At 62.5% G+C, this 23,938-nt stretch carries 27 protein-coding genes and 1 tRNA gene; 9 read left to right on the forward strand and 19 right to left on the reverse strand.

Annotation, left to right across the window (positions count from 1 at the left end):
* The first annotated feature begins 71 nt into the window (after nt 1–71).
* Together AC0V6T_RS00655 and AC0V6T_RS00660 are read left to right on the forward strand one after the other, a co-directional pair.
* A complete protein-coding gene (locus tag AC0V6T_RS00655; RefSeq protein WP_486123415.1) occupies nt 72–407 on the forward strand; it encodes a hypothetical protein in 336 nt (111 codons plus the stop codon).
* Nucleotides 408–1,076: a CorA family divalent cation transporter gene (locus AC0V6T_RS00660; RefSeq protein ID WP_486123417.1), complete on the forward strand. Its 669-nt coding sequence runs from the start codon at nt 408–410 to the stop codon at nt 1,074–1,076.
* 44 nt (nt 1,077–1,120) lie between these two features.
* Here the strand turns inward: AC0V6T_RS00660 and AC0V6T_RS00665 are convergent, their stop codons facing one another.
* The 4 genes from AC0V6T_RS00665 to AC0V6T_RS00680 all read right to left on the reverse strand — a co-directional run bounded on the left by AC0V6T_RS00665 (nt 1,121) and on the right by AC0V6T_RS00680 (nt 3,234).
* Nucleotides 1,121–1,804 (reverse strand): NrsF family protein, encoded by a 684-nt coding sequence (locus tag AC0V6T_RS00665; protein ID WP_040464417.1) that lies wholly within the window; start codon nt 1,802–1,804, stop codon nt 1,121–1,123.
* Nucleotide 1,805: 1 nt separating this feature from the next.
* Entirely contained in the window at nt 1,806–2,336 is a 531-nt protein-coding gene (locus AC0V6T_RS00670; RefSeq protein WP_486123419.1) for a sigma-70 family RNA polymerase sigma factor, read from the reverse strand.
* Between the two features lie 31 nt (nt 2,337–2,367).
* The gene (locus AC0V6T_RS00675) at nt 2,368–2,865 is read right to left on the reverse strand and encodes a DoxX family protein (RefSeq protein ID WP_486123421.1); all 498 of its coding nucleotides are present in this window, start codon (nt 2,863–2,865) and stop codon (nt 2,368–2,370) included.
* Between the two features lie 87 nt (nt 2,866–2,952).
* Nucleotides 2,953–3,234 (reverse strand): BufA1 family periplasmic bufferin-type metallophore, encoded by a 282-nt coding sequence (locus tag AC0V6T_RS00680; RefSeq protein ID WP_007165296.1) that lies wholly within the window; start codon nt 3,232–3,234, stop codon nt 2,953–2,955.
* Nucleotides 3,235–3,488: 254 nt separating this feature from the next.
* On the opposite strand from AC0V6T_RS00680, the gene bufB reads away from it, so the two are divergent.
* The 3 genes from bufB to AC0V6T_RS00695 are packed head-to-tail and all read left to right on the forward strand — an operon-like array spanning nt 3,489 to nt 6,140.
* A complete protein-coding gene (gene bufB / locus AC0V6T_RS00685) occupies nt 3,489–4,361 on the forward strand; it encodes an MNIO family bufferin maturase (protein ID WP_486123423.1) in 873 nt (290 codons plus the stop codon).
* Entirely contained in the window at nt 4,358–5,155 is a 798-nt protein-coding gene (locus AC0V6T_RS00690) for an HvfC/BufC family peptide modification chaperone (protein ID WP_486123426.1), read from the forward strand. The genes bufB and AC0V6T_RS00690 overlap by 4 nt, the downstream gene beginning before the upstream one ends.
* Nucleotides 5,156–5,201: 46 nt before the next feature.
* Nucleotides 5,202–6,140 (forward strand): alpha/beta hydrolase, encoded by a 939-nt coding sequence (locus AC0V6T_RS00695; RefSeq protein WP_486123428.1) that lies wholly within the window; start codon nt 5,202–5,204, stop codon nt 6,138–6,140.
* Between the two features lies 1 nt (nt 6,141).
* Here AC0V6T_RS00695 and AC0V6T_RS00700 read toward each other — a convergent pair whose 3' ends face one another.
* Nucleotides 6,142–7,089 carry an SDR family NAD(P)-dependent oxidoreductase gene (locus AC0V6T_RS00700; RefSeq protein WP_486123430.1) on the reverse strand — a complete coding sequence of 316 codons (948 nt, stop codon included), beginning with the start codon at nt 7,087–7,089 and terminating at the stop codon, nt 6,142–6,144.
* A 52-nt stretch (nt 7,090–7,141) separates the two neighbouring features.
* On the opposite strand from AC0V6T_RS00700, the gene AC0V6T_RS00705 reads away from it, so the two are divergent.
* The gene (locus AC0V6T_RS00705; RefSeq protein WP_486123432.1) at nt 7,142–8,302 is read left to right on the forward strand and encodes an isoaspartyl peptidase/L-asparaginase family protein; all 1,161 of its coding nucleotides are present in this window, start codon (nt 7,142–7,144) and stop codon (nt 8,300–8,302) included.
* Here the strand turns inward: AC0V6T_RS00705 and AC0V6T_RS00710 are convergent.
* The 10 genes from AC0V6T_RS00710 to AC0V6T_RS00755 are packed head-to-tail and all read right to left on the reverse strand — an operon-like array spanning nt 8,299 to nt 17,712.
* Nucleotides 8,299–9,186 (reverse strand): fatty acid desaturase, encoded by an 888-nt coding sequence (locus tag AC0V6T_RS00710; RefSeq protein ID WP_486123434.1) that lies wholly within the window; start codon nt 9,184–9,186, stop codon nt 8,299–8,301. The two genes, AC0V6T_RS00705 and AC0V6T_RS00710, sit on opposite strands and share 4 nt — an antisense overlap.
* Nucleotides 9,183–9,377 carry a hypothetical protein gene (locus AC0V6T_RS00715; protein ID WP_486123436.1) on the reverse strand — a complete coding sequence of 65 codons (195 nt, stop codon included), beginning with the start codon at nt 9,375–9,377 and terminating at the stop codon, nt 9,183–9,185. The genes AC0V6T_RS00710 and AC0V6T_RS00715 overlap by 4 nt, the downstream gene beginning before the upstream one ends.
* A 56-nt stretch (nt 9,378–9,433) precedes the next feature.
* The gene (bla, locus tag AC0V6T_RS00720; RefSeq protein WP_486123438.1) at nt 9,434–10,420 is read right to left on the reverse strand and encodes a class A beta-lactamase; all 987 of its coding nucleotides are present in this window, start codon (nt 10,418–10,420) and stop codon (nt 9,434–9,436) included.
* The gene (locus AC0V6T_RS00725) at nt 10,417–11,343 is read right to left on the reverse strand and encodes an RDD family protein (protein WP_486123440.1); all 927 of its coding nucleotides are present in this window, start codon (nt 11,341–11,343) and stop codon (nt 10,417–10,419) included. The genes bla and AC0V6T_RS00725 overlap by 4 nt, the downstream gene beginning before the upstream one ends.
* Complete coding sequence (locus tag AC0V6T_RS00730; protein WP_486123442.1) at nt 11,340–12,416, reverse strand: stage II sporulation protein M; 1,077 nt, start codon at nt 12,414–12,416, stop codon at nt 11,340–11,342. Before AC0V6T_RS00730 ends, AC0V6T_RS00725 begins: the two co-directional genes overlap by 4 nt.
* Nucleotides 12,413–13,750, reverse strand: coding sequence for a DUF58 domain-containing protein (locus tag AC0V6T_RS00735; protein WP_486123444.1), 1,338 nt, complete (start codon nt 13,748–13,750; stop codon nt 12,413–12,415). The genes AC0V6T_RS00730 and AC0V6T_RS00735 overlap by 4 nt, the downstream gene beginning before the upstream one ends.
* A gap of 4 nt (nt 13,751–13,754) precedes the next feature.
* On the reverse strand, nt 13,755–14,711 hold the full coding sequence (locus AC0V6T_RS00740) for an AAA family ATPase (protein WP_486128458.1): 957 nt from the start codon (nt 14,709–14,711) through the stop codon (nt 13,755–13,757).
* Nucleotides 14,712–14,740: 29 nt separating this feature from the next.
* On the reverse strand, nt 14,741–16,012 hold the full coding sequence (locus AC0V6T_RS00745) for a DUF4350 domain-containing protein (RefSeq protein WP_486123446.1): 1,272 nt from the start codon (nt 16,010–16,012) through the stop codon (nt 14,741–14,743).
* The gene (locus AC0V6T_RS00750; protein ID WP_486123448.1) at nt 16,009–16,746 is read right to left on the reverse strand and encodes a hypothetical protein; all 738 of its coding nucleotides are present in this window, start codon (nt 16,744–16,746) and stop codon (nt 16,009–16,011) included. Before AC0V6T_RS00750 ends, AC0V6T_RS00745 begins: the two co-directional genes overlap by 4 nt.
* Before the next feature lie 60 nt (nt 16,747–16,806).
* A complete protein-coding gene (locus tag AC0V6T_RS00755; protein ID WP_486123450.1) occupies nt 16,807–17,712 on the reverse strand; it encodes a prephenate dehydratase in 906 nt (301 codons plus the stop codon).
* Nucleotides 17,713–17,832: 120 nt separating this feature from the next.
* Between AC0V6T_RS00755 and AC0V6T_RS00760 the strand changes: the two genes are divergently transcribed.
* Nucleotides 17,833–18,507, forward strand: coding sequence for a c-type cytochrome (locus AC0V6T_RS00760; RefSeq protein WP_486123452.1), 675 nt, complete (start codon nt 17,833–17,835; stop codon nt 18,505–18,507).
* A gap of 20 nt (nt 18,508–18,527) precedes the next feature.
* Here the strand turns inward: AC0V6T_RS00760 and AC0V6T_RS00765 are convergent, their stop codons facing one another.
* Both AC0V6T_RS00765 and AC0V6T_RS00770 read right to left on the reverse strand, forming a co-directional pair.
* On the reverse strand, nt 18,528–19,193 hold the full coding sequence (locus tag AC0V6T_RS00765; RefSeq protein ID WP_486123454.1) for an RlmE family RNA methyltransferase: 666 nt from the start codon (nt 19,191–19,193) through the stop codon (nt 18,528–18,530).
* A 3-nt stretch (nt 19,194–19,196) separates the two neighbouring features.
* Complete coding sequence (locus AC0V6T_RS00770) at nt 19,197–20,468, reverse strand: Ppx/GppA phosphatase family protein (protein ID WP_486123456.1); 1,272 nt, start codon at nt 20,466–20,468, stop codon at nt 19,197–19,199.
* Nucleotides 20,469–20,643: 175 nt separating this feature from the next.
* On the opposite strand from AC0V6T_RS00770, the gene AC0V6T_RS00775 reads away from it, so the two are divergent.
* Nucleotides 20,644–20,717, forward strand: a tRNA-Gln gene (locus AC0V6T_RS00775).
* A gap of 83 nt (nt 20,718–20,800) precedes the next feature.
* A complete protein-coding gene (locus AC0V6T_RS00780) occupies nt 20,801–21,673 on the forward strand; it encodes an LOG family protein (RefSeq protein ID WP_486123458.1) in 873 nt (290 codons plus the stop codon).
* 6 nt (nt 21,674–21,679) lie between these two features.
* Here the strand turns inward: AC0V6T_RS00780 and thiD are convergent, their stop codons facing one another.
* On the reverse strand, nt 21,680–22,495 hold the full coding sequence (thiD, locus tag AC0V6T_RS00785; protein WP_486123460.1) for a bifunctional hydroxymethylpyrimidine kinase/phosphomethylpyrimidine kinase: 816 nt from the start codon (nt 22,493–22,495) through the stop codon (nt 21,680–21,682).
* A gap of 2 nt (nt 22,496–22,497) precedes the next feature.
* Nucleotides 22,498–23,835, reverse strand: a complete 1,338-nt coding sequence (gene glmM, locus AC0V6T_RS00790) for a phosphoglucosamine mutase (RefSeq protein WP_486123462.1) — start codon at nt 23,833–23,835, stop codon at nt 22,498–22,500.
* Nucleotides 23,836–23,938 lie beyond the last annotated feature (103 nt).

The following is a 23,938-nucleotide window of genomic DNA, read 5'->3' on the forward strand; positions in this document are numbered from 1 at the left end:
GCATCACTCTCGCATTAACACGGAGCATGGAGAGTAGGAAAACGTCGCGTCCTGCGCCATGGTGGTCGGTGATGGAAACAACCGGAACAGATGCGACCGAGGGCAAGGGACCGCTGATCTTCGGCTGCGTGCTCGACGGGAAGGGTGGTGCGACCCCGATCGGCAGGAAAGAGGTCGATGGCTGGAAACCGGCGCATCCCGGAGAAATCCTGTGGCTGCACCTTCGCCGACACGCACCCGAAGTGCAGCCATGGCTCGAAAACGACCTCGGCATTCCGGAGCCGACAGCTGAATTCCTCGTCTCCGATTCGACCAGACCGCGCGCCTTGCGCGAAGGCAACGCCATCGCCGCGGCTTTAAGAGGCATCAATTTCGCCGAGCAAGCGCAACCTAAGGACATGATCTAGTTGCAGGTCTGGTCCGATGGTGTGCGCCTCATGACCTTGCGCAAGGCACCTATGCAGACACCGCGCGACGTGCGCGCCTTGCTCGAACTGGGCAAGGGGCCGCTCGACGCTGGCGGGGCGATCACGGCAATCGTTGAACAGCTGACGGTCCGCATGAACCATACCATCGTCGACATGAACCTGCGGATCGACGAGCTCGACGAGATGGATATCGAGGATGATCACGAGGAAATCCTTCCCAAGATAACCGGAATCCGGCGCAATTGCCTCGCCTTGCAGCGGCACATGTCGCCGCAGCACGAAGCACTGCAGAGCATTGCTCGCGATGCGCCCGCATGGTTCGAGGATCACGACCGGCGCGAAATCGAGGAGTCGATTGCACGGCTCAGGCGCTACATCGACGATATCGAGATCAGCAAGGAAAGCGCTCTGGTGCTTCAGGACGAGCTGCGCGCCCGCAGCCTCGCCTCGAACGAGCACGCGACCTACATGCTTACCATCGTGGCGGGTATCTTCCTGCCGCTTGGCTTCCTGACCGGGCTGATGGGGATCAATGTCGGGGGTATGCCAGGCGTCGAGAACGGCGATGCGTTCTGGATCGTGGTCGGCATCTGCCTCACCATCATGGCGCTGCAGCTGGTACTGTTCTGGCGCTGGAAATGGCTGTGAGCCGTCCCGCGGGGGGACGGCTCACGCAAGTATTTTTCCTGAAGTTACCAGCGGATCAGCGGCGGGACCACGAAGCGGGCGGCGACTGCTGAGACCGCAACTGGCAGGACATGGACGATACCGACATGCGAAATCGTGTCGAGCGGGCAGGTGATGCCGTAAGCCAGCGATCCGAGCGATCCGGCGGCAAGGCCGGTGAGCCAGCTTGCACGCTCGATCGAAACCGGCGCACCCTGGCGCAGGAACATCACGGCGGCAGTTGCGACCAGAAGTCCGGCGCCAGTCCCATACAGCGCGCATTCGAAGTACAAGAGGGCCGGATCGGCAAAGGCGCTGACCGAATGATCGTGCGTTGCCTCGATCGAGAACATGGTCAGCAACGCTGCAACCGGCATGACGGCCAGCATCGCAGCGCTCCAGAACGGGGCGTTTGCGCGCGTTCCGACGCGGGGCAGCGCCGAGGCGACCAGCGCGGACGTGCTTGCCGCACCCAGCACCATCAGCAGGCCATTGGTGATCCAGAAGAAGCCCGAGGCTTCACCCGATACCATGCCGGTCCAGAACTCGAAGATCGCAATCGAGACAATCGCGGCAACGATCGTCGCAAAGCCGATCAGTATCGCCCCATTTGCGGGCTTTACGCGTTTTACCGGCGTCAGATCCTCGGTCAGGGCCGCGATGAGGGCGTCGCGGTCCATGCGGGTGGAAGAGGGAATGTCGTTTTTCATTTCAATCGGCTTTCTCGACCATGGCGGCCAGTTTCTTGAGGCCACGATGGATATTCACTTTCACCAGGCTTTCGCTCTGCCCGGTCTTTTCGGCGGCTTCGCGGATCGACAGGCCGCCAATTTTTACCAGTTCGATCGCCTCGGCCTGCTTGTCGGGGAGCTGGCCAAACAGGCGGTCGAGGCTGACCCGGGCCAGGACAACTTCTTCCTCGCTGTCTTCAACCGCGTCGTCTTCGAACAGTTCCTTCGCGTCATGCTTGTAGACCTTGCGCAGATGATCGACCCAGCGATAGCGCGCAATGGCTGCAAGCCATGGCAGGAAGGCCCGTGACGGATCCCAGGTCGCGCGCTTTGTGTAGAACGCGATCAACACATCCTGAACGAGGTCATCGATCGAATGCGGCGGGACCCGGCGTTTGAAGTAACGCTCGAGCCATACGCCCACCTCGGAGAGCAGCACATTGGTAGCGGCTTTATCGCCGTCCTGCGCTGCCACCATGAGGCGGGCGAATGTCGGTTCATCGGCAACCATGGTGATCCCCTCCCAAAGTCCTTATCGGACCTTAGGCCAGTTGGGGCTCCGCGCCACTCGATTTCTGCGAACCGGTGAACCGGCCCAGCAGGGCATCGAGCGAGAAGAGGCCGGGGCCACGGCTGATGATGATGGCTGCAAGAGCCAGAACGGTCAGATCCCATCCAAAGAAGTGAGCCCAGGTCGGGAACACGAAAATCTGGATGACCAGCGCCATCACGGCAAGCGCAGCAGCGGAAAAGCGGCTGGCAAGACCAATCAGGAGCAGGATCGGAAACGCGAACTCTGCATAGACGGTCAGCGGCACGGCGAGATCGGGGGAGATCGGCAGGCCGGTGAACTCGTTGGCAAAGATGAAGTATTGCGTTTCGTCGATTTGCAGCAGGCTGCCTTCGACAACCTTGGTTTCATAGGACCGCCAGAAAATCCCGGCGAGCGCAACGCGGCTCATGAGAAGCGCGATGCTTTCGAAGAACGTGCCGGAAAGGGCGCCGGTCAATCGGTTCCATGCTGATGTGATGCTGTTCATTGTCTTTCCTCCTTGAACCTGATCGGGTGGCCGAATGTTTGCCTGATTGGCCGCCTGATCAGTCTGTGTGTGGCAGGGCCGTGCGGTTTAGCGACGGATCGGGGTCAGCGAGCCTTTGCCCTTGGGCGTCTCGATGCTGGTGCAGGTGCCCTTGTCGACATAGACCCAGGCATTGCCCTGGTAATCGCGGGTCGAGGTACCGGCACAGCTCGTGCCCGGACCTGCGGCGCAGTCATTCTTGCCTGCAAGCGCAACACCGTAGCACTTCTCCTTGGCGCCCTGTGCAGCGACAGGGGTGGTGGCGAGACCGGCGGTGATGCCGGCGGTAAGGGCGAGACCGGCGAGAGCGGTGATCGACTTCTTGTTCATGGCAGTTCTCCAAACTCTTCAAAACTTGCGTCCAGCGAACGTTGCGGGACTGCCCTGTCATTCGGGCTGCCTCCGGGGTCGGTTACAAAAATCGCAAAAAAGTTGGATTCACGCCGCGTGGAATGTTCGCCCTACTAATTCGCCCTATTAAGTTCGCCCTACTAATTCGCCCTATTAAGGAGTGTAACAATGGCGCAGGCGGCGGCGAACCGGGGAGGCGACGGCAGCAATAAATGTCTGCTAAGGAGGAATTCATGCCAACCAGCCACGACCCCATTGCGCCCTTTGGCGGCTTCGGCCTTGGCCTCAGGCGCACGCATTACGACGACTTTCTGAGCGGCCCCGGATACGAAAACGGCGTGCCGGTCGATTTTGTCGAGGTCATTTCCGAAAACTACATGGTCGAAGGCGGACGCCAGCTGCGCGTGCTGGAGCAAGTGCGCGAGCGGCTGCCGGTGATCCTGCACGGCGTCTCGATGTCGATCGGTTCGGCGCGGGGGCTGGATGAGCAATATCTCAGGGCGCTCAAACGGCTGGAGCAGCGGATCGAACCCTTGTGGGTCTCCGACCACCTGTGCTGGACCCGCACGAGCGCGCACAATTCGCACGACCTCTTGCCGATGCCTCTTACCGAAGAAGCGCTTTCTGCTGTCTGCGCCAATATCGACCGCGCACAAGACGCGCTGGGCCGCGCAATGCTGTTCGAGAACCCGTCGAGCTACCTCACTTTCCCGGAGGATGAACTTACCGAGTGGGAATTTCTGACCGAGATGACACGGCGGACCGGGTGCTACCTGCTGCTCGACGTCAACAACATCTACGTGAGCGCGCGCAATCACGGCTTTTCGGCTGAGGACTACCTTGCCGGACTGCCGCTTGACCGCGTCCGCCAAATTCACCTCGCGGGCCACGATCCTGCCACGCCGGAGCGCGACATAATCATCGACACGCATGACCGCGAAGTCGCCGACGGTGTGTGGGACCTTTATGCGAAGGCTATCGCCATGCTTCCTCAACCGGTCGCGACCATGATTGAGCGCGACGGCAATATCCCGCCCTTGGCCGACCTGCTGATCGAACTCGACCGAGCGCGCGGGCTTGCGAGCGAGGCACTCGTCCCGGCATGACCGATCTGGCTGACCGGCAGGAGGCATTCCTTAGAGCGATCCTCGATGACCGCGCCGCGCTCCCCGAAGGCTGGGGCAACCGGCAGGCGGCGGGCATGGCGGTCTATCGCGGGAATTACCGCTCCGCGCTGATGGGCGCGCTCGAAGAAACCTTCGAGCGCACCCGCACCTATGTCGGCGAAGGGCCATTCAAGCAGGTCGCGATGCACCATGCGATCAAGCACCCCCCTGCTGGCTGGACTATCGACGAGGCTGGGGCAGGCTTTGAACGAACCTGCGCCGAATTGTTCGGCCAAAACCCCGAAGTCGCTGAACTCGCATGGCTCGAATGGACAATGATGGAAGTCGGCACCGCGCCCGACAGCGAGCCTGTCACACCCGAAGCCTTTGCCGAGGCAAGCGCGGGGTTCGGCGATGAGGACTGGGGCGCGCTCACGCTGACATTTCAGCCGCGCAGCACCGTCCGGCTGGTTGATCATGACCTTGAGGCCATGTGGCGCTCGCTTTCAGGCGGCAGCGATGACCGACTGGAAATCAATCTCGCCGCCCCGCAATCCTGCATTGTGTGGCGCGAGGGTGATCGGCCCACCTTCATCCTTGCAGAAGCCGATCATGCCGGTGCCATTCAAGCCATGCAAAGCGGGGCGAATTACGGCGAACTTATCGCGGTTCTGCTCGGTGAAAACGAGCCGACTCCTGAAGCGATCCAGGCTGCCGCGATGCGCGCAGGCGCGATGCTAGGACGCTGGCTGCAGGAAGGGCTCATTACCGGGATTGGCCGTCCGGCTGCTTGACACTCGGTCAGTCTCCGGCACTCTCGCACGCATAGGGGACAGACACATGCTAACTGACACATCCATCGAACTGCGCAGCGCAAAGCCCAGCATCCTGATGCGCGTGGTCAAATGGCTGATGGCGAAGCGCAAGCCGGTCTTCCCGCACACCGCTGACGCGTTCGAGGACTACATGGCGAAGCGTCCGCTTCCCAACGATGCATCGATGCCCAACCAGCTGAGGCACAAGCATAATGTGATCCACTGGACCGCCGCGCAGAACCCGGTGGTCACGATCCATCCCAAGTCCGGGCCGGGCGAGTGGCACATGCTCTATTTCCACGGCGGCGGCTTCGTCTTGCCGATGTTCAAGGAGCACTGGCCGCTGATCGAGGCGATGGTCGAGAAATGCGGGGTGAGCGTCACCGCGCCGCTTTATCCGGTCGTGCCCGAAAGCTCGTGGGAAGCGCAGGACGCAGTCGCCGACGCCACCTTTGCCAAGCTTGCCGAGGATCACGATCCCGCGAAGATCATCCTCAACGGCGACAGCGCGGGCGGGCATATGGCGCTAAGCCTTGCGCTCAGGCTGGCAAAAGCGGGCGGACTGCAGCCCGGCAAACTTGCGCTGTTTGCGCCGTGGCTAGATGTGACGATGGCAGACCCGGCGATCGAGACGGTCGAGCCGCACGATATCATGCTAAAGATCGGAACCCTGCGCTCTTGCGGGATCATGTTCGCAGGCGAGCGAGCACCCGGCAGCGCCCAATGCAGCCCGCTCTACACTTCGAAAGAGGAGCTGGCGCAGTTGCCGCCAACCCGCATCTGGACCGGACGGCATGACCTATTCATCATCGATTCCCGTACCTTCACCGGCAAGCTGCGCGATGCGGGTATCGATGCAAAGCTCTACGAATACGAGGCAGCGCCGCACGTCTTCATGGCGATCGTCCCCAGTCGCGAGGCAAAGGATACGCTCGCGCTGCTCAAGGACTTTATCGAGGAGTAGATCAGGCGAAAGTTACGCCGGTCATCTCTTCCGACATCGCCCAAAGCTTGTCCGCCGCTACAGGATCGAGCGCGTAAGTGCGAACGCCGCTATTTGGCGAAGTGTCATCGACTTCGGCAACGTGGCAGTCCTCGCAATAGAGCCCGCCTTTGCCTTCAAGATCGTCGGCGGTCGCAGCCCAGCTTTGCGTCGCTGCGCCTTGAGGGATCGTCTTCCATGAAAAGTCGGGATCGTTCTCGGTCACTCGCTCGACCAGTGCTGCGGATTCTTCCTCCGACATGTGTCGGCCAAGGTTGGTCTGGATGCCGCCGGGATGCACTGCGTATGAGTGGATACCCTTGTCGGCAAAGCGCTTCTCTAGGCCGACTGTGAACAGCACGTTCGCTGTCTTTGACCGGCCATAGCTCAGGAATGGCACGTAATCGGTGCTTTCGAAATTGGGATCGTCAAAATCGACCGGCGCGATGTGATGGCCGCGGCTCGACAGGTTCACGATGCGCTTGTCGGTTCCCGCCTCGACCAGCGGCATCAGGTGCTTGGTCAGCGCAAAGTGGCCTAGGTGATTGGTGCCAAGCTGCATCTCGAACCCGTCGGCGGTTTCCATCTTGGGGCAGGCCATGACACCGGCATTGTTGATAAGCAGGTCGATCTTGTCGAACCGCTCATTCGCCTCAGCGCCCGCCGCATGCACGCTGTCGAGCGAGGCAAGGTCGCATGTGATCGTCTCGAGATTGGCGTCGGGAACTTCCGAACGGATCGCGCTGACTGCTTCGTCGAGCTTGCCCTGGTCGCGCCCGGCGAGGATTACGTGGGCGCCTTTCGCGGCCATCGCCCGGCCGGTTTCCTGCCCGAGACCGGAATTTCCGCCGGTGATGAAGACCGTCTTGCCCGACAGGTCCTTGCCCTCGAGTACTTCGTCTGCGGTTGTGTCGTGGCCGAATTCGCTCATGGTGCATCTCCCGAATCTTGTATGTGGCCTGTTGCGCAGGTTTGAGCTAGCCATGCAAGCCATGAAAAACGCTCTGTTTGCTGCCGCGACTGCGGCTTTCGCCACGCTTGCTCCCACTCACGCCTTTGCAGAGGCCCATGAGGATGCAGACGCGCCCAAGTGGTCGATCGCGATCCACGGCGGTGCGGGCACGCTCAGCCCCGACAACATGACGCCTGAACGCCGCGCTCAGTATGAAGCTGCCTTGCAGGAAGCGCTCGATGCGGGCGCGCAGATTCTCGCCGATGGCGGCACCGCAATGGAAGCGATCCAGGCGGCGATCATCCCGATGGAGGACAATCCGCTGTTCAATGCAGGACGCGGCGCGGTCTTCACGTGGGAGGGCGAGAACGAGCTCGACGCCTCGATCATGGACGGACGCGATCGCAGCGCAGGTGCGGTGACCGGCGTTACCACCGTGCGCAATCCGATCCTGCTCGCCGACCGCGTGCGCACTGACAGCCCGCACGTTTTCCTGATGGGTGAAGGGGCGGAGCAGTTCGCGCTCGAACGCGGTTTTGATGTGACCGGCCCTGAATGGTTTGCGACCGAGGCGCGTCGTCAGTCGCTCGAGCGGATGAAGGCTGAGGAAATGTCCGCGCTCGATGTCGATCACAAGTTCGGCACGGTGGGTGCGGTGGCGCTCGACCAGGACGGCAACCTTGCAGCGGGCACTTCGACTGGCGGCATGACTGGCAAGCGCTGGGGCCGGATCGGCGATGCGCCGGTAGTTGGCGCGGGGACTTACGCGGACAATCGTTCTTGCGCGGTGTCGGCGACTGGCTGGGGTGAGTACTTCATTCGTGTCGGCGTGGCGCAGGAGATCTGCACGCGCTTGCGGATGCTTCAGCCGCCGCCTCCCGAGGTAATCGCAATGCGCATTAATGAGATCGGCGAAGTCTTGGAGGACGATGAGGGAGCCAACGAGATGTTCGAGTTGATCATGTCGGAGAATGCAAAAATACCGCAACAAATCGCTGATGACGTTATGGCCGAGGTCAAGGAACTGGGCGGCGATGGCGGGATTATCCTTGTCACGCCAGAAGGCAACGCGCTCTACAGTTTCAACACCAGCGGCATGTATCGCGGCCGCGCGACCAGCGATGGCGTCAACGAAGTTGCGATCTTTGGCGGCGACGCCGAAGCAGACGCGTCAGACACGCCCGACCACTAAAGCTCCCCAAGCTCGCAACCGCGCGCTTCGAGGATCGGCTTCATTTCCCAGAACGCCGCCGGCGTGCGGGTGAGCGGGATATAGGGGTGTAGGTGGTGCACGATGTGAAACTGCATCCACATCGAGCCCCAATTGCCGACCTTCGACTTCCACGCGCGTGAATTGCGATAGCGGCCCTGCTCATTGCTCGGGTGATGCGGCGCCCAGCTTAGGAAGAAGACGATGTAGGTGATGGCGATCTGATAGGGCAGCCACCACAAAAGCAGCGCTTCCAAAGCATAGCCATTCCACGCCAGCGTCCCGAGGATCGAGATGAAGCCGATCTTGTAGGCAAGGCTGAGCAGGATCAGGTCGGTGCGCCCGGCACGCATGATCGAGGCGGCGTAGTCGTGGTTGCGCTTCGCATTGGGCTGGCGGTTCTTGATGGCATACCAGATCGCCGACCACGGCCCCGGAGCCTTGGTGGTTATATCGACGTCGAGCTCGGGGTCGTTGGTGTGCCGGTGGTGGTCGAGGTGAGTGATGCGCAGGACTTCGAAAGGGAAGATCAGCATCCAGCTCGTCGCGTGGCCCACCAGCTCGTTGAGCCAGCGAAGCTTCGTACCGGGACGCGCGATGATATCGTGCTGCGCTTCGTGGGTGGGCAGATAGACGAGCGCCATGTTGATCGTCGCGATCGGAAACGCGATCCAGAGCGGCAGCAGCCCTGAAAAGACCAGCGGCCACAGCGACAGCCACACCGCCATATTGGCAAAGGCCCAGATCACCGCATCCCACGGCACCATGCCCGAATGCTTGCGCGCGATCTTGAGCTCAAGCCGCTTCAGTTCGCCGTCGGAAAGCTGGGAGAGATCATCGGGCAGGATCGCGGACTGCGCGTTCATATCCACCGCCCCGTGACCTGAGCGAACAGGCCCCAAGCGCCGCCGACAATCAGCGCGAATGTGAGTGTGGAGAGGCCAAACGGCGCGCCAAGTCCGAGCGCCTGCATCCCCTGATCAATCACAGGCACCAGGAATGCGAAGGCAAAGACGAGCGGCAGGCTGGCTGCGACAAGTTTGAGTGCGCGTTCCATGATCCCTTTCCTGACCGATCGGTAGCAGATCGAAACTTGAGAGACCAGTCAGCGCGTCAGAAGGGCCAGCGATCGGGCCTTTCGGCAAATGCACTCAAGACCTCGCCGACCCTTGCGAGTGCGGCTTCGGCAGCCGGATCGAGGCCATCGACAATGGTGCGCGGGCGGAAATAGGTCGCGAAGGTGAAGGGGCCCGACTTCCACTTTTCGCCGTCGCCGCTCTTGTCCGCTGGCGGCTCGACAAAGCCGATATCGACATAGAGGCTCTCCATGCCCGGCCATAGCGACGTGCCGGTCTTGTCGCCGCCGAGCAGATCTTCATGCAGGCCCGCGCGCACGCGCCGCACACCGGTGGGCGTGTCGATCATCCATTGGCGCAAGGTCGCCCGATTGTCGTCGGGCAGGATTTCGCCGTATCCGAGTGCTGCCACCGTGCGCGCCATCGCTGCGGGCGTGGTGGTGTCGCGATACTCGGTGACGGGGACATTGTTGAGCGCAGGCTCATATCGGTCGAGGCGGCTGACATTGTCGCCGATCCCGCTCCAGAACGCGGTCAGCGCCGCCGGGCCGCCATATTCGCGAAGCAGTATGTTGGCGGCGGCGTTGTCCGAAAACTTCTGCGTCGCCTCGGCCAGTTCGCGCAAGGTCGCCCCCTCGGTGAGACGCCGCGTGGTGAAGGGCGAGACGGCCATAAGGTCGTCTTCGCTCCACATGACGCGCTTGTCGGCATCGACAATGCCGAGCGAATCCGAGGCCAGCACCATCGCGGCAAGCGACAGTTTGAACGAAGAGCAATGGCCAAAGCGCCGGTCCCGGTTGATCCCGACCGAGTGTCCGGTCGAGACATCGAACAATTCGACCCCCAGCGTGCCGTTCGAATCTCCTTCGATCTGCCTGAGCATCGCCTCGAAGCGGTTGCCCGGACCGAATTGCAGCTGGGTCCCCGGCGGCAGGGTGATGTCGGGAAGGCGCGTCGAACACCCGCTCGCCGCGAGCCCGGCGCCCAGCGCACCAATGATGAATGCCCGCCTCTGGATCGTCATGAGAACTTGTCCGCCTTGCGTTTTCCGAAGCGCATGTCGCCTTCGAGCTTGGCCCGCAATTGCGCATAAAAGGCTTCAAGGAAAGCGCGTTCATCGCCTGCGCCCGGATCCCAGCCGATCTTCCTGCAGATCGCGGCATGCGCGGCGGCGAGAGATTCGGGCTGATCTTCGCGCAGCATGCGTTCGAGCACCTGCAATTCGTGCTCGCCATAAATCGATAGCTCGGCCTCGCCGAAATCGTAGCGCGCGCCGGTGACGTCGCTCTTCCCATTCGCAGCCGAGCCATTCACCGACATCGCGTCTGCGAGCTTTGCGCGCGGAGCCTCGACCACCCATGTTCCTGCGATGATATCGCCTGCCCGAAGCGCATCCTTGTTGAAGAAGGGGAAGGCCATGAAGGTGAGGAACCAGACGAGGCCTGCGAGCCCGAAGCTTCCCGCTTGACCGCTCGGCGCGACGAGGAGGAAGATGAGCGGCATGAAGAGTTCAATGTCGCGAAGGAGGTTGCGCGCGACCACTGCTTCGGGCGTGAGCCTGCCGCCGCCGCGCGCAGCCACGCGAATGCCGAGCACGCGCTTGCCCCAGGTCGCGCCGCGCGGGCCCAGTTCGAAAGCGAGGAAATAGCCGTAGCGCGCAAGGAAAAAGGTGAGGATCAGGAAGATGTTGACCGCTTCCGATGCCCCGGTGGTCACCCCGATGGCCGAAGCCAGCATTAGCTCGGCCGCCAGCCAGATCACCAGCAGGTAGATCGCAATCATGGCCGTGATGACGAGCACGAAATCGAGCACGAGCGCACCCAATCTGCTTCCGCGCCCTGCAACACGGATGGGCAGTGCGATGCCTTCCGGCGTGATGATCTGGCGCAGGCGCTTGTCGGCAGCTGCCTGCCGGGTCTGCGATGGGGAGGTTGTTGCCATGGTCATCCCGCCGCCTCGCTTTCATGCGCGGCAGAGGCGGGACGATAGAGGAAGAAATAGGACAGCCAGAAGGCAAGGAACGCTCCGCCGATCACGAAGCGGCTGCCTGCGCCTTCGACAAGCTGGCGCGGGAAGGCCTCGAGCAGCGCAGCTACGATCATCATGATGACGACGCCCACCATCACGACCGCTCCCCGCCGCCCGCTCTCAGCGGCTGCATCGAGTACCGACTTGTCGCCCGGAAACGCCATCGAGCGGCCAATATGCAGGCCCGCCGCCCCGGCAAGCAGAATGCCGAAAAGCTCGGTCGTTCCATGAACGCTCAGCCATGCGGCAAATTCGATGCCGAGACCTGCCGAATTGAACAGCCAAATCATCGCGCCCAGCACGGCAAGGTTGTGAACCAGCAGCAGGAGCGACGGGATGCCGAATGCAAAGCCCAGCGCGAAAGCGAGGATCGAGACGCCCGCATTGTTGCTGAACAACGAGGCGGCGAAGGTCGACAGCCCGCTCGCGCTTTCCTCGACCGCGAGCGTCGCCAACAACTCCTCGCGGCTCGCTCCGGGCACGCGCGTGTCGGCGAACTGCGTGGGGACGAGCCGATAGTACCAGTCGACATCGCGCACGACGAGCAGCCAGCCGACGATAGTGCCAGCGACCATCACGAACAGCGCGATGCAGATGTCGAGCCAGATCTCGCGAACGGCGCGGCTCCATCCGCCGAAAAGGAACCCGCGAAACCACGCGAAGAACCCCTGGCGCGGGCCGTAGACCTGGAACCATGCGCGCTGCACGAGGCCCTCGAGATAGCGCAAGGTCGCTGCATCGAGCGATGTTTCCCTCGCGACCGACAGGCTGGAAGCAGCGGTGCGGTAGAGCGTCGGCAGCGCAAGCAATTCGGCATCGTCAATGCGCGACAGGCCGCCTTTCTCCATCCGCGCAACGATATCCTCAAGCCGCTTCCAATCGCCCTCTCGCTCCAGCCGGAAGCGGTCTGAGCGCAAGGTCGCGCTTTCGATATCGACCGGTGCTGCGACTTCGCCACGCCCGAACCAGCTTGAAAGGATTGGCGAATTCATCCGATCGCCTCGCTGCGCTTGATCCTGAAATAGCTGTCGATCAGCTGGTAGCCGATTTGTTCGTAGGGGGCCTCGATCACGTCGACACCCATCTGCCGAAGACGCTGGAGCACGATCTGGCGCTGATGAAGCAGGCTGTCCGCCGTCACCGATTTTGCCAGCGTCGTGATGGATGTGGGCTCCTCGGCGATCATTTCCTCAAGCTCGCTGTCGGCGATCGTGACAAACAGGACGAGGTGCTTTGACACCAGTCGCCCGATGCTTTCGACCATGAGTTCCGCAGCGGTCGGGTCGGTGAAATCGGAGAACAGCACGATCAGCGAACGGCGCTTGAGTTTCGAGGTCAGCGTGGCGAGCGCGAGGGTGAAGTTCGGCTCGCTCGCATCGTAGTCGAGGCCTGCCGCTGCGCTCTGCAAACGGTGGAAAGAGCGCGTGTCGCTGACGAAGGGGGTCATCAGCTGCGGCCTTTGCGAAAAGCCGAACAGCGCCACCCGGTCCCCGCCTTTAAGCGCGACATAGGAACAGGTGAGCGCCGCCGAAACCGCGCGGTCGATGCGCGGCATCCCATCAACCGGCTCGCACATCGCCTGACCGCAATCGAAGGCGAAGACGATCGGGTTGTTGCGCTCGCTCTCGTTTTCGCGGGCATAGAGGTGATTGTGCCGCGCGCTTGCTTTCCAGTCGATCCGGCGGCGATCCATGCCCGGTTCGTATTCGCTCAACGCTTCGAACTGGGTGCCTTCGCCGCGAATACGCCGCGCGATGAGGCCGGTCTGAGCATCGCGCAGAAAAGTCTGCAATTCTTTCGAGCGCACGGGCGAGAGGTCGGGCCAGATGCGGATTTCTTGCGTCAGATCGCGGCTGGTCTGGCGCGCTCCGATGCCCAGGGGCCCGGTCCAGCGCAGCCACGCTCTGCTCAAGGCTGCAGTCCCGCGGCGCGAGGGCAAAGCCTCAAACGTGCCGCTCTGCGCGCCGGTATCGGGTTCGGGCACCAGCGCGATCGTGGCGCGACCGCCCGGGGCGAGCCTTGGGTCGAATTCAAGCGCTGCCTCGACGCCGCTCACCTGAGGGCGGTCGAAACGCGCATGCACGTCGAGCGCAGTCGTCTGGCCGATCTCGGTGTCGTCGGGCGCGATCACCTGCCAGTCCTCCACGCGGCCTGCGAGCATCCCGTCGAGCGCGATCAGCGCGGCGAATGCTACCGCCAGCACCGGGGCGATCACCCACAGAGCAGGCGAGACCGCCGCAATCACCAGTGCCACTGGGGCAAAGCCAGCTGCGATCCATGCCGCGCGTTCGGTCGGGACCAGGGGAAGGGCGGGGGTACCTGCCATCGGACTAGCGCGGCGCCTCGGTGCTTCCGATGAGCTCGGCAACCAGCGCCTCGATGTCGCGCCCGTCGATCTCGGCGGCTGGGCTTAGCGTCAGGCGGTGACGCAGGACCGGGAGTGCGAGCGCCTTCACATCGTCAGGGATCGTGTAGTCGCGCCCCTCAAGCGCCGCGCGCGCCCTTGCCGCCCCCGCCAGCATAACCGCCGCGCGCGGCGACGCGCCCACGGCAAGTTCGGAATGCTCGCGCGTCGCGCGGACCAGTCTCACGACATATTGCGTTATCTCATCAGCAACAGCGACCTGCGAAAGCGCGGCGTTGGCGCTCGAGAGAATCTGCGCATTCGCGACGGCTGTGACACCCAGATCCGCCGGGCGAGTGGGCCCGGACCTCGAACCATAGCTCGCGACAATTCGAGCCTCCTCGGCCTCATCGGGATAAGGGACTAGCAGCTTGAACAAGAAGCGGTCGAGCTGCGCTTCGGGCAGCGGATAGACGCCCTGATTCTCAATCGGGTTCTGCGTTGCGACCACCATGAATTGATCGGCCAGCTGGTGCGTCTCCCCATCGAGCGTCACGCGGCGTTCCTGCATCGCTTCGAGCAGCGCGGCCTGTGTCTTGGGCGGCGTGCGGTTGATCTCGTCGGCGAGTAGCAATTCGCAGAAGATCGGCCCGCGCGTGAGGGTGAATTGGCTCGTCTGGAAGTTGAAAAGGTTGGAGCCGAGAATGTCGCCGGGCAAGAGGTCGGGCGTGAACTGGATCCGTCCGAAATCGAGCCCGAGCGCGGTAGAAAAGGCCTGCGCGAGAAAGGTCTTGGCAGTTCCCGGCGGCCCTTCGAGCAGAACGTGACCACGGCTGACGAGGGCGACGAGCAGCTGGTCGACCATATCGTTCTGGCCAACAATCGCCTTGGCGACCTCTGCGCGGATCGCGTCGGCCAGATCGCGCAGTTCGGCGAGACTCATGCCGCCTGTCTGGGGCGGTGTATCAGTGCTCATTCGGCGGTTTTCCCTGTTAGTCTTGAAGTGAGCGCGCTGAGTGTCTTGGCAGCGCGCAGGATTTCGGTGGGGCTGCGGGCGTCGCGAAGCCGCGCTGCGAGACGGGAATACGGCTCCTGATCGGGCAGGCGCTGGGCGAGGGCGGCGTCGATCTTCTCGCTGTCAGGCCGCGCGATCCCTAGCGCCTTGCCGACGCGCCGCTCGGTCAGTTGGATGAAGGGGTCTGCCAATAGGCCCAGCCTGCGGGCGCGAACGATCAGGCCTGCTCCATTGCTGACCAGCTGGTTCTTGCCAAAGGCAATCGCCTGACCGCTCACAGCCGCCGGACCAAAACGAAGAAATGCCCTCCAGCCGACGATGAAAAGCGCAAGGATCAGGCACAGTGTCGCTGCAAGGAATGGCGGGCGGAAGGCCAGCGTCAGCAGGTTCATCGTCTGTCCGTAGCCAAGATAGGTCATGTCGAAAGTGACAGACTGCCCCTCGACATTGCTCGCCTGCCGAACGAGGTCGAGCGCCAGTCCTGCGCGTTGCCCGTCGGCGAGGCCGAAATTGTTCACAAGGTCTGGTTCGACGACAAAGATCACCCGGTTGATGCCTTCGTCGCCCGAAACCTGAAAGACGAGCGAATGGCTAGCGGTGTTGGTGACAAGCGCGCGATGCCCCTCATTCTGCTCCGCATGCAGCATGATCCGGGTCGGCATTCTTCCCTGCCGTCCATCGGCATACCAGCGGGGCGTGCCGCTCCCGCCGAATTGCTGAGCGCCGTAGGTGAACGTGTAAGGTTCGGGCAGGTCTTCGGTCCACGGCACGGGCGCAGTGCGCGACAGCGTGACCCAGTCATCGCGCATGCGAATCTGGTCCTCCTCAACGAGCTCACCCTGAGGCGGACCGGCAATCCATTTGGGCAGGATCACGAGGGTAGGGCCATAGAACCGGCGCGATTGGAGGGTGTCGGCAAATTCCTCGAAGTCGACATTCTGTGGCGGGGTCAGCACCAGCAGGTTCGAGGTCGTAAGGCTCTCGCGACTACGCGAGCGCTCGACAGTAAAGCCTTCTGCCTGAAGCAATCGGTAGAGGCCCGAATAGCCGTTGAGGCCATTAGCCGAGGCATGCGCACGGCCCGGACGTTCGCCGCCGGTATCGCCTGCGCTGATAAAATAGAGCATGGCGATGAAGGCAGTGAAACCGACCAGCACGATGGCGAGCACCGCTCCCCTGCTGAACGGCGATCTGCTGCGAGCGCTTGCTGGCGTAGCTGCCGTGGTCATGCGCTCGCCTGCTCGATTTCGACGCGGGCAAAATCTGCATAGGCGGCGCGAGCCGCTTCCCAGTCCTCCTTGGTGAGTGAGCGCAGCGCGAAAAGGCTGCGTTCGACGCGCTCGGATATCGCCCCGAACGCTGCGCGCGCCCGGTCCGATAGCGCGGGAAGCGCGGCAAGCTCGCGCGCGGTGCTCGATGGTTCGACCCAGTCCGGCTTTGCCGCCGCGATCTGCCGCACGCTGCGTTGCAAGAGAAGCCGCGTCGCTTCATCGAAGCGCCCCTGAGCGGCAAGCTCGTCAGCATCTTGCAGCAGGGCTGTGCTTTCCTTCTGGTCGGGCTGCCACTCAGGCTCGCTGGTCGCGCTTCTGGGCATCTGGCGACGGCGCGCAATGAGGCCGATATTGCGCGCGATCAGATAGAGGACGAAGGCGACGAGCAGGGCTAGCAGCACCCATTTCATCACCGGCCAGCTTTCTCCGAAAAAGGCCGCAACCGGAGACAGCACCTCACCCAGCCATGCAAACACTTCGCGCAGCATTTGCGAAAACCAGCTCGGCTCTGCCGGCTCGGGCAGCGGAGGTGGAACAATCGTCAGTTCTTCAAACTGGATGTCGCGCGCTTCTCTTAGCTCGCTCCAGCTTTCGGGGACGGGCGCGACGGATGCGGGATCAGCCAATGCGACCTCACGGCTCGCCTCAGGCGGGAAAGGGGGCCGCGTAATGGTCTGCGCCGCGTTGCTCATGCTCTTGTAGTGGTGGCACGGCTCATCGGCGCGCGCAACCGGCTTGGCTGACAGCCATGCTTAACCGCGTTTGCGGGCCTGTTCGTAGGTGCCGAGCAGGCGCAACTCCTTGGAATGAAACGCGCACTCCTCCAGCGCGCGGTCGACCGCCGGATCGCCAGGTGCACCGATAATGTCGGCATAGAACATGGTCGCCGAAAAGCTCGCCCCGATCTGGTAGCTTTCGAGCTTGGTCATGTTGACCCCGTTGGTCGCGAACCCGCCCAGCACCTTGTACAGCGCCGCCGGGATGTTTTTCACCTCGAAGATGAAGGTGGTCATCGCCGGTTTGCTTTCGTCGTGCGTGATGAAAGTGGGCCGGTCGGCAAGGATGACGAAGCGCGTCATGTTGTCATGCGCGTCCTCGACATTGTTCTCGATAATCTCGAGGCAGTAATGTTCAGCCGCGATAGCCGGAGCGATGGCGCCGATCGTCCTGTCGCCAAGTTCGGCCACATGAGCCGCAGCGCCGGCTGTGTCGATATAGCTCAGCGGCGTGATCCCGCGCTCGTGCAGATACTTGCGCGATTGGCCGAGCGCCTGTGGGTGGCTGTAAACCGCCTCGATCCTGTCGCCGTCTGCGCGAGGGCCGGGCGCCATCAGCGCGTGGTGGATCGGCATGAAATACTCGCCCACGATCGACAGCCCGCTTTCGGGCAGCAGGAAGTGGATGTCGGCGACCCGTCCGTGCTGCGAGTTCTCGATCGGGATGATCGCCTGACCTGCGCGCCCGTCCTTCACCGCTTCGAGCGCGTCTTCGAACCCGAAACACGGCAGCGGCAACGCGTCGGGACGCGCTTCGATCGCGGCGCGGTGCGAGTTCGCTCCGGGGGACCCCTGGAACGCAATGGCGCGTACAGGATCGGCCGCGGCGGCAGAGCGCAGCGCGTCGACAATGTGCAGGGCAGGTGCGGGAAAACTTTTCATGTGTATCGGGCGTGCTAAAGCTCTCATACAGGGGCGGCAAGAGGGCTTGCGAATAGTGCACGAATAGATGTTGCGTTTCGCCTTGCACGCGCGCGAGGGGGGCATTAAGGGAGCGCCGGGATGACAAACGACAATTCTTCAAAGAGCACGCCGGAAGCCGAAACTGGCTCGGGCGACATGTTCAACACAGCCGCAGGTTGGGTCCTGTTTGCAGGCGTGGTTGGCCTCGGCCTCTCGATCCTCGCGAGCAAGTATTTTCACGCCGACGATCCGCAGCGCCCTGAAACGCTGGGCTATGTGATCGAGCTTCCGGACGTGGAAGAAGGCCCCTCGGGCCCGACCTTCACCGAAGCGCTGAGCATGGTAACCGCTGCCGATGGCGAGCGCGTCTTCGCAAAGTGCTCGGCATGCCACAGCATCGAAGCCGGCGGCGCGAACGGCGTTGGCCCGAATCTTCACGGCATCATGGGTGCACCGGTCGGCGCCGTCTCGGGCTATTCCTACTCCAGCGCCATGGCGAGCTTTGGCGGCAACTGGGGCTGGGAAGAGATGAACAACTGGCTCGACAATCCGCGCGGCTACATGGACGGCACCAAGATGGGCTTTGCCGGCCTGTCGAGCATCGAAGACCGCGCCGCTGTCTCGCTCTACATGAATGAGAACGGTTCGGGCATTCCGGTGCCGGAATTCGTGCCGCCGGCTGAAGAAGCCGAAGAAGCGGCCGAGGGCGAGGCAGAAGCCGAGCAGGACGTCGCTGAAGAGACCTCCGAAGAAACCGCAGCCGCCGAGGGCTAAGCCCCGGTAACCTCAGGGGGCTATTCGCGCCCCTTGAACCCCTGCGCCACGACATACCACTCCGACGAGCCCTTGCGGCTCGCGGGTGGTTTGGCGTGTTTGACCGTCTTGAAGTGCCGTTTCAGCAGCTTGAGCAGCTCGGCATCGGTGCCTCCGGCCAGCACCTTGGCAACGAACGCGCCGCCTCTCTCCAGCGTCTCGACCGCGAACCACGCGCCCGCCTCGACCAGCGCCATGGTGCGCAGGTGATCGGTCTGTTTGTGGCCGACCGTGTTCGCCGCCATGTCTGAAATGACGAGATCGGGCGGGCCTCCCAGGGCCGATTCGAGCTTTTCGGGCGCAGCGTCGTCCATGAAATCCATCTCGAAGATTGTAACGCCTTCGATCGGTTCGGTCGGGAGCAGGTCAATGCCCACGATCTCTGCCTTCGGAGCCTTTGCGCGAACCACCTGGCTCCAACCGCCCGGCGCAATGCCTAGGTCGACCACGCGCCTCGTGCCGCGCAGGAGCGAGAACTTTTCGTCGAGTTCGAGCAGCTTGTAGGCCGCGCGGCTGCGATAGCCATCGGCCTTGGCCTGCTTCACATACGGATCGTTCAGCTGGCGTTGCAGCCAGCGTGTCGAGCTTTCGGTCCGCTTCTTTGCGGTCTTAACCCGCTTGTCGGGGTCGCGGCCTGAACGTGCCAAGTCTTATTCTCCGTTGCGCGGTGTTGGACGACCGGCGCGATTCTCATGCAAGGCTTTGAGGCTGCGCTCGCTCTGACGTTCGGCTGCCATCAGGCTGCGAAGGATACCTTCGCGAATGCCGCGATCTGCCACGCCAAGCCGCTCTGCCGGCCAAAGGTCGAGGATCGATTCAAGAATGGCGCACCCTGCCACCACCAGATCGGCGCGGTCCTGTCCGATACAGGGGAGCTCGCTGCGCTCCTGTGGTGACATGGCCGAAAGCCTTCCGCTGATATCGCGCATCGCGGCAGAGGGTACGATTAGCCCGTCCACCGCCTTGCGATCATAGTGAGGCAACTCAAGGTGCAGGCTCGCGAGCGTCGTGACCGTGCCCGATGTGCCGAGCAAGCGGATATCGCTGCTCTTAGCGGCATCGGCGATCCTCTCTGCGAAGGGGGCAAAGGCGTCGGAGACGATGCCGCGCATCTTGCGATAACGCTCGATCCTCGCCTCGCGGCCCGACTCCCCGCGCCCGACCGTGTCGGTGAGCGAGACAACGCCCCAGGGTACGCTCTGCCAGTCGATGATCTCGGGGATCTTCCCGCCTGGCTTGAGTAGCACCAGCTCGGTCGAGCCGCCGCCAATGTCGAAAATCACCGCCGGGCCTTCGCCCGATTCGAGAAGGATATGGCAGCCAAGGACGGCAAGCCGCGCTTCTTCCTGAGCGGTGATGATGTCGAGCATTATGCCGGTCTCGCGCTTCACGCGCTCAATGAATTCCTCGCCATTGGTAGCACGCCTGCAAGCCTCGGTCGCGACCGAGCGGGCAAGACGCACATTGCGGCGGCGCAGCTTCTCAGCGCAGATTGCGAGCGCACCCACCGCGCGGTCCATGGCCTCATCGGACAGTCGCCCGGTCTTGGCCAAATCCTCGCCCAGTTTCACAACCCGGCTGAAGGCGTCGATTACGGTAAAGTCACGGCCAGAGGGACGGGCAATGAGCAATCGGCAATTGTTCGTGCCCAGATCGAGCGCGGCGTACGCCTCGTTCTTGCGCGGTTTGAAATTGGTGCGGTGGGGGTCGTTGAGAGCCTGCGCGTGCTTTGCCGGGCTACGCACTGCCTCCGGCTTTGCGGAGCCGTTGGCGCGAGCACCGTTTGCGCGGGAATTTGCCTGGCGCGACCCTTTTCCCTGCTGGCTGGAGCGTTTGTAGCGAAAATCGGCTACCTTGCCGGACTTGCCGCTCCGTTTTTTACCAGCTCTCCTGTTTTCGTCCGGCGGAAGCGCATCCGCCATAAACCTGATCTTTCCTAATCACTGACGCGAACCTCTTGCGCCAGCACCTGAAGGCGACGCTAACCCAAGCTCTGCGCAAGAGCAAGCAAGTCGCCCTTGACCCAGCCTTCGCACAAAACTAGATGCCCCCTCTCGCGTGGCGCCGGACACTGATTCCTTGGTCCCTTCGCGCTGATGCCCCGTCGTCTAATGGTAAGACTACGGACTCTGACTCCGTCAATTGAGGTTCGAATCCTCACGGGGCATCCAACTTCCCTCTTTTAACAAACCGCTAACACGGCAAATTCATTTGCCTTGCCGCTGTCACGCGGCGGGCCTAGGGGCGTTCTCCTATGACTGAAAAAGACCTAACAGACCGCAAGTTCTACCGTGCCGGCGAAGAGAGCCGGTTCGCCGACGAATCTCCCGAACGCACTCCGCAAACCGAGCATCCCGCCTACAAGCTCGCTTTCCGCGACCACGATTTCCTGCTGCGCGACGAGCTTCGCCCGGTGCGCTTCCAGCTTGAGCTGTTGAAGCCCGAAATGCTGCTCGACGAAGCGCGCGTGGGCTCGACCATGGTGATGTATGGCTCTGCGCGTATCCCTTCACCCGAAGAGGCGCAGGCCAAGATCGACGCGGCCAAGAATGGTAGCGAGTACGAGCAGAAAGTCGCTCAAAGCCTCGCCGACAAGGCCAAGTATTACCACGAGGCTTACAAGCTCGCGCGGCTCGTTTCTGAAAAGGCGATCATCGAAGATGGCAAGCGCCAGTTCGTCGTCACCACCGGCGGCGGGCCTTCGATCATGGAAGCGGGCAATCGCGGCGCAAGCGATGCGGGCGGTGAGAGCATCGGCCTCAACATTGTGCTGCCGCACGAGCAGGCGCCCAACTCCTACGTGACGCCTTACCTGTCGCTCAACTTCCACTACTTCGCCCTGCGCAAGATGCACTTCCTGCTGCGCGCGCGCGCTGTTGCGGTGTTCCCGGGCGGCTTTGGCACGTTCGATGAATTGTTCGAGCTTCTGACCCTGATCCAGACTGGCAAGATGAAGCCGATCCCGATCATGCTGTTCGGCAAGGACTTCTGGGAGCGCGTCGTCGACTTCGAAGCGATTGCCGAAGAAGGCACGATTGCGAAGAGCGATCTGGACCTGTTCAGCTGGTGCGAAACCGCCGAAGAGGCGTGGGATTGCGTGTCGAAGTTCTACGAACTCGAACAATAACCAGCGTTAGTTCAGGCTCCTGACGGCGTGATGGCCCAGCGGCCCATTGCCTGCACCAAAACCGGGCGCTTCCTCGATGGCGCGCAGAACGAAGTTGCGCGCCAGCCTTACAGCATGTTCGAGCGGCTGGCCGTGGCCTAGCAGCGTCGCGATTGCCGATGAAAGCGTGCAGCCGGTGCCATGCGTGTGCGGCGTGTCGATCCTGGCATGCTCGAACTGCACCGCGCGTGCGCCCAGTGCGCTGTCGGGCGCGTAGAGGACGTCGACGATGCGAGCATCTTCGGTATGCCCGCCCTTGGCGAGCACGGCAGCGCCGCACTTGTTCGCAAGCTCCTCTGCCGCTTCTGCCATCTCAAGCGAGGTGCCGAGGCTGCGTTCCAGAAGGTGAGAAAGCTCAGGCACGTTGGGGGTGATCAGTGCAGCGCGCGGGAACAGCGTGTCGCGAAGCGCCGCTATGGCCTTCGGATCGATCAGCGCCGATCCGCTGGTCGAGATCATCACCGGATCGAGCACGATCGGGACCGACACGCCCTCGAGAGCATCGGCCACGGATGCGATAATCTCGGCATCGTGTAGCATCCCAATCTTGATCGCATCCACGCCGATATCGTCGACGCACGAAGCGATCTGCTGCGCGACCACGTCGCCCGACATGGGAGCTATCGCCTGCACCCCGACGCTGTTCTGAGCGGTGACCGAGGTGATCGCTGTCATCGCATAGCCGCCGAGCATCGCAATGGTCTTGATGTCAGCCTGAATCCCAGCACCCCCGGAGGAGTCCGAACCGGCAATCGACAGGATGCGTGGCGGTTTCTTCGCCATCGTCAAGCCGCTGCGCGCACCGCGTCGCACACGCGGTCGACGACGTTTTCGACCTGACTGGAATCGTCACCCTCGGCCATCACGCGAATGACCGGCTCGGTCCCTGATGGACGAATGACCAGGCGGCCTTTTCCTTCAAGCTCGCCTTCGACTTCGGCGATTACCGCCTTCACGGTCTCGTTCTCGAGCGGAGCGCCTGCATCATAGCGGACATTCTTCAGAAGCTGGGGCACAGGTTCGAATTTGTGCAGGATTTCGCTGGCGGGTTTGCCCGAGCGAACGAGGCTGGAGATTACTCGGAGCGCTGCAACCGTGCCGTCTCCCGTGGTGGCATGGTCGAGCAGGATCATGTGCCCCGACTGCTCGCCGCCCACGTTGAAGCCGCCTTCCTTCATTCGCTCGAGCACGTAGCGGTCGCCGACCTTGGTGCGTTCGAGCGTGAGGCCGAGCCCGCCGAGATAGCGCTCAAGCCCGAGGTTCGACATGACTGTCGCCACCACGCCGCCACCGGTAAGCGCACCCTTCTCATGCATGCGTGTGGCGATCGCGGCCATGATCTGGTCGCCGTCGACCTTGCGTCCTTTCTCGTCGACCACGATCAGCCGGTCAGCATCGCCATCGAGCGCGATGCCGATATCCGCGCCTTCTTCGACCACCTTGGCCTGAACCGCTTCGATTGCCGTCGAGCCGACGCCGTCATTGATGTTTATCCCATTGGGTTCGACACCAAGCGTCACGACCTCTGCGCCAAGCTCCCAGATCGCGCTGGGAGCAACCTGATACGCCGCTCCGTGCGCGCAATCGACCACGACCTTGAGGCCATCGAAACGCACTTCATTGCCGACCGAGCCCTTGATCGCGTGGATATACCGCCCGCGTGCATCCTCGATCCGGCGTGCGCGACCGATCTTTTCGGCCTCCACGAGCTGCGGCTGTTGATCGAGCAGCGCCTCGATCTCGGCCTCGGCCTCGTCCGACAGCTTGAAACCATCGGGGCCGAACAGCTTGATCCCGTTGTCGGGAAACAGATTGTGGCTCGCCGATATCATCACGCCCAGATCAGCGCGCATTTCGCGGGTCAACATCGCGATGGCCGGTGTGGGCAGGGGGCCGGTCATGATCACATCCATGCCGACGCTAGTGAAGCCCGCGACCAGAGCGCTCTCCATCATGTAGCCCGACAGGCGCGTATCCTTGCCAATCACGACCCGGTGCCGGTGGCCGCCGCGCACGAAATAGTGGCCCGCTGCTTGTCCCACCTTCATGGCGGTCGCCGCTGTCATCACGCCTGCATTGGTGCGGCCTCTGATCCCGTCAGTACCGAAGAACTTGCGCGCCATATCTTGAAACTGCCCCCATCGCTGGTCGGTGTTGGAATTGTCAGGCGCTAATGACGCAGGTAACGCGCGAAGGGAAGGGGCCTGTCGCCTCGCATGAGCAATC

The sequence above is a fragment of the Erythrobacter sp. S158 genome, assembly GCF_057364915.1.

What these genes read in the sequence shown, in the direction of transcription:
- thiD (WP_486123460.1), bottom strand. Translation starts at nt 22,495, where the DNA reads ATGGCGAAGAAACCGCCACGCATCCTGTCGATTGCCGGTTCGGACTCC.
- AC0V6T_RS00675 (WP_486123421.1), bottom strand. Translation starts at nt 2,865, where the DNA reads ATGAACAGCATCACATCAGCATGGAACCGATTGACCGGCGCCCTTTCC.
- AC0V6T_RS00690 (WP_486123426.1), top strand. Translation starts at nt 4,358, where the DNA reads ATGACCGATCTGGCTGACCGGCAGGAGGCATTCCTTAGAGCGATCCTC.
- AC0V6T_RS00740 (WP_486128458.1), bottom strand. Translation starts at nt 14,711, where the DNA reads ATGAGTCTCGCCGAACTGCGCGATCTGGCCGACGCGATCCGCGCAGAG.
- bufB (WP_486123423.1), top strand. Translation starts at nt 3,489, where the DNA reads ATGCCAACCAGCCACGACCCCATTGCGCCCTTTGGCGGCTTCGGCCTT.
- AC0V6T_RS00755 (WP_486123450.1), bottom strand. Translation starts at nt 17,712, where the DNA reads ATGAAAAGTTTTCCCGCACCTGCCCTGCACATTGTCGACGCGCTGCGC.
- AC0V6T_RS00725 (WP_486123440.1), bottom strand. Translation starts at nt 11,343, where the DNA reads ATGACCATGGCAACAACCTCCCCATCGCAGACCCGGCAGGCAGCTGCC.
- AC0V6T_RS00695 (WP_486123428.1), top strand. Translation starts at nt 5,202, where the DNA reads ATGCTAACTGACACATCCATCGAACTGCGCAGCGCAAAGCCCAGCATC.
- AC0V6T_RS00670 (WP_486123419.1), bottom strand. Translation starts at nt 2,336, where the DNA reads ATGGTTGCCGATGAACCGACATTCGCCCGCCTCATGGTGGCAGCGCAG.
- AC0V6T_RS00770 (WP_486123456.1), bottom strand. Translation starts at nt 20,468, where the DNA reads ATGGCGGATGCGCTTCCGCCGGACGAAAACAGGAGAGCTGGTAAAAAA.
- AC0V6T_RS00705 (WP_486123432.1), top strand. Translation starts at nt 7,142, where the DNA reads ATGCAAGCCATGAAAAACGCTCTGTTTGCTGCCGCGACTGCGGCTTTC.
- AC0V6T_RS00655 (WP_486123415.1), top strand. Translation starts at nt 72, where the DNA reads ATGGAAACAACCGGAACAGATGCGACCGAGGGCAAGGGACCGCTGATC.
- AC0V6T_RS00735 (WP_486123444.1), bottom strand. Translation starts at nt 13,750, where the DNA reads ATGGCAGGTACCCCCGCCCTTCCCCTGGTCCCGACCGAACGCGCGGCA.
- AC0V6T_RS00665 (WP_040464417.1), bottom strand. Translation starts at nt 1,804, where the DNA reads ATGAAAAACGACATTCCCTCTTCCACCCGCATGGACCGCGACGCCCTC.
- AC0V6T_RS00680 (WP_007165296.1), bottom strand. Translation starts at nt 3,234, where the DNA reads ATGAACAAGAAGTCGATCACCGCTCTCGCCGGTCTCGCCCTTACCGCC.
- AC0V6T_RS00730 (WP_486123442.1), bottom strand. Translation starts at nt 12,416, where the DNA reads ATGAATTCGCCAATCCTTTCAAGCTGGTTCGGGCGTGGCGAAGTCGCA.
- AC0V6T_RS00745 (WP_486123446.1), bottom strand. Translation starts at nt 16,012, where the DNA reads ATGACCACGGCAGCTACGCCAGCAAGCGCTCGCAGCAGATCGCCGTTC.
- AC0V6T_RS00715 (WP_486123436.1), bottom strand. Translation starts at nt 9,377, where the DNA reads ATGGAACGCGCACTCAAACTTGTCGCAGCCAGCCTGCCGCTCGTCTTT.
- AC0V6T_RS00750 (WP_486123448.1), bottom strand. Translation starts at nt 16,746, where the DNA reads ATGAGCAACGCGGCGCAGACCATTACGCGGCCCCCTTTCCCGCCTGAG.
- AC0V6T_RS00700 (WP_486123430.1), bottom strand. Translation starts at nt 7,089, where the DNA reads ATGAGCGAATTCGGCCACGACACAACCGCAGACGAAGTACTCGAGGGC.
- AC0V6T_RS00760 (WP_486123452.1), top strand. Translation starts at nt 17,833, where the DNA reads ATGACAAACGACAATTCTTCAAAGAGCACGCCGGAAGCCGAAACTGGC.
- AC0V6T_RS00710 (WP_486123434.1), bottom strand. Translation starts at nt 9,186, where the DNA reads ATGAACGCGCAGTCCGCGATCCTGCCCGATGATCTCTCCCAGCTTTCC.
- glmM (WP_486123462.1), bottom strand. Translation starts at nt 23,835, where the DNA reads ATGGCGCGCAAGTTCTTCGGTACTGACGGGATCAGAGGCCGCACCAAT.
- bla (WP_486123438.1), bottom strand. Translation starts at nt 10,420, where the DNA reads ATGACGATCCAGAGGCGGGCATTCATCATTGGTGCGCTGGGCGCCGGG.
- AC0V6T_RS00780 (WP_486123458.1), top strand. Translation starts at nt 20,801, where the DNA reads ATGACTGAAAAAGACCTAACAGACCGCAAGTTCTACCGTGCCGGCGAA.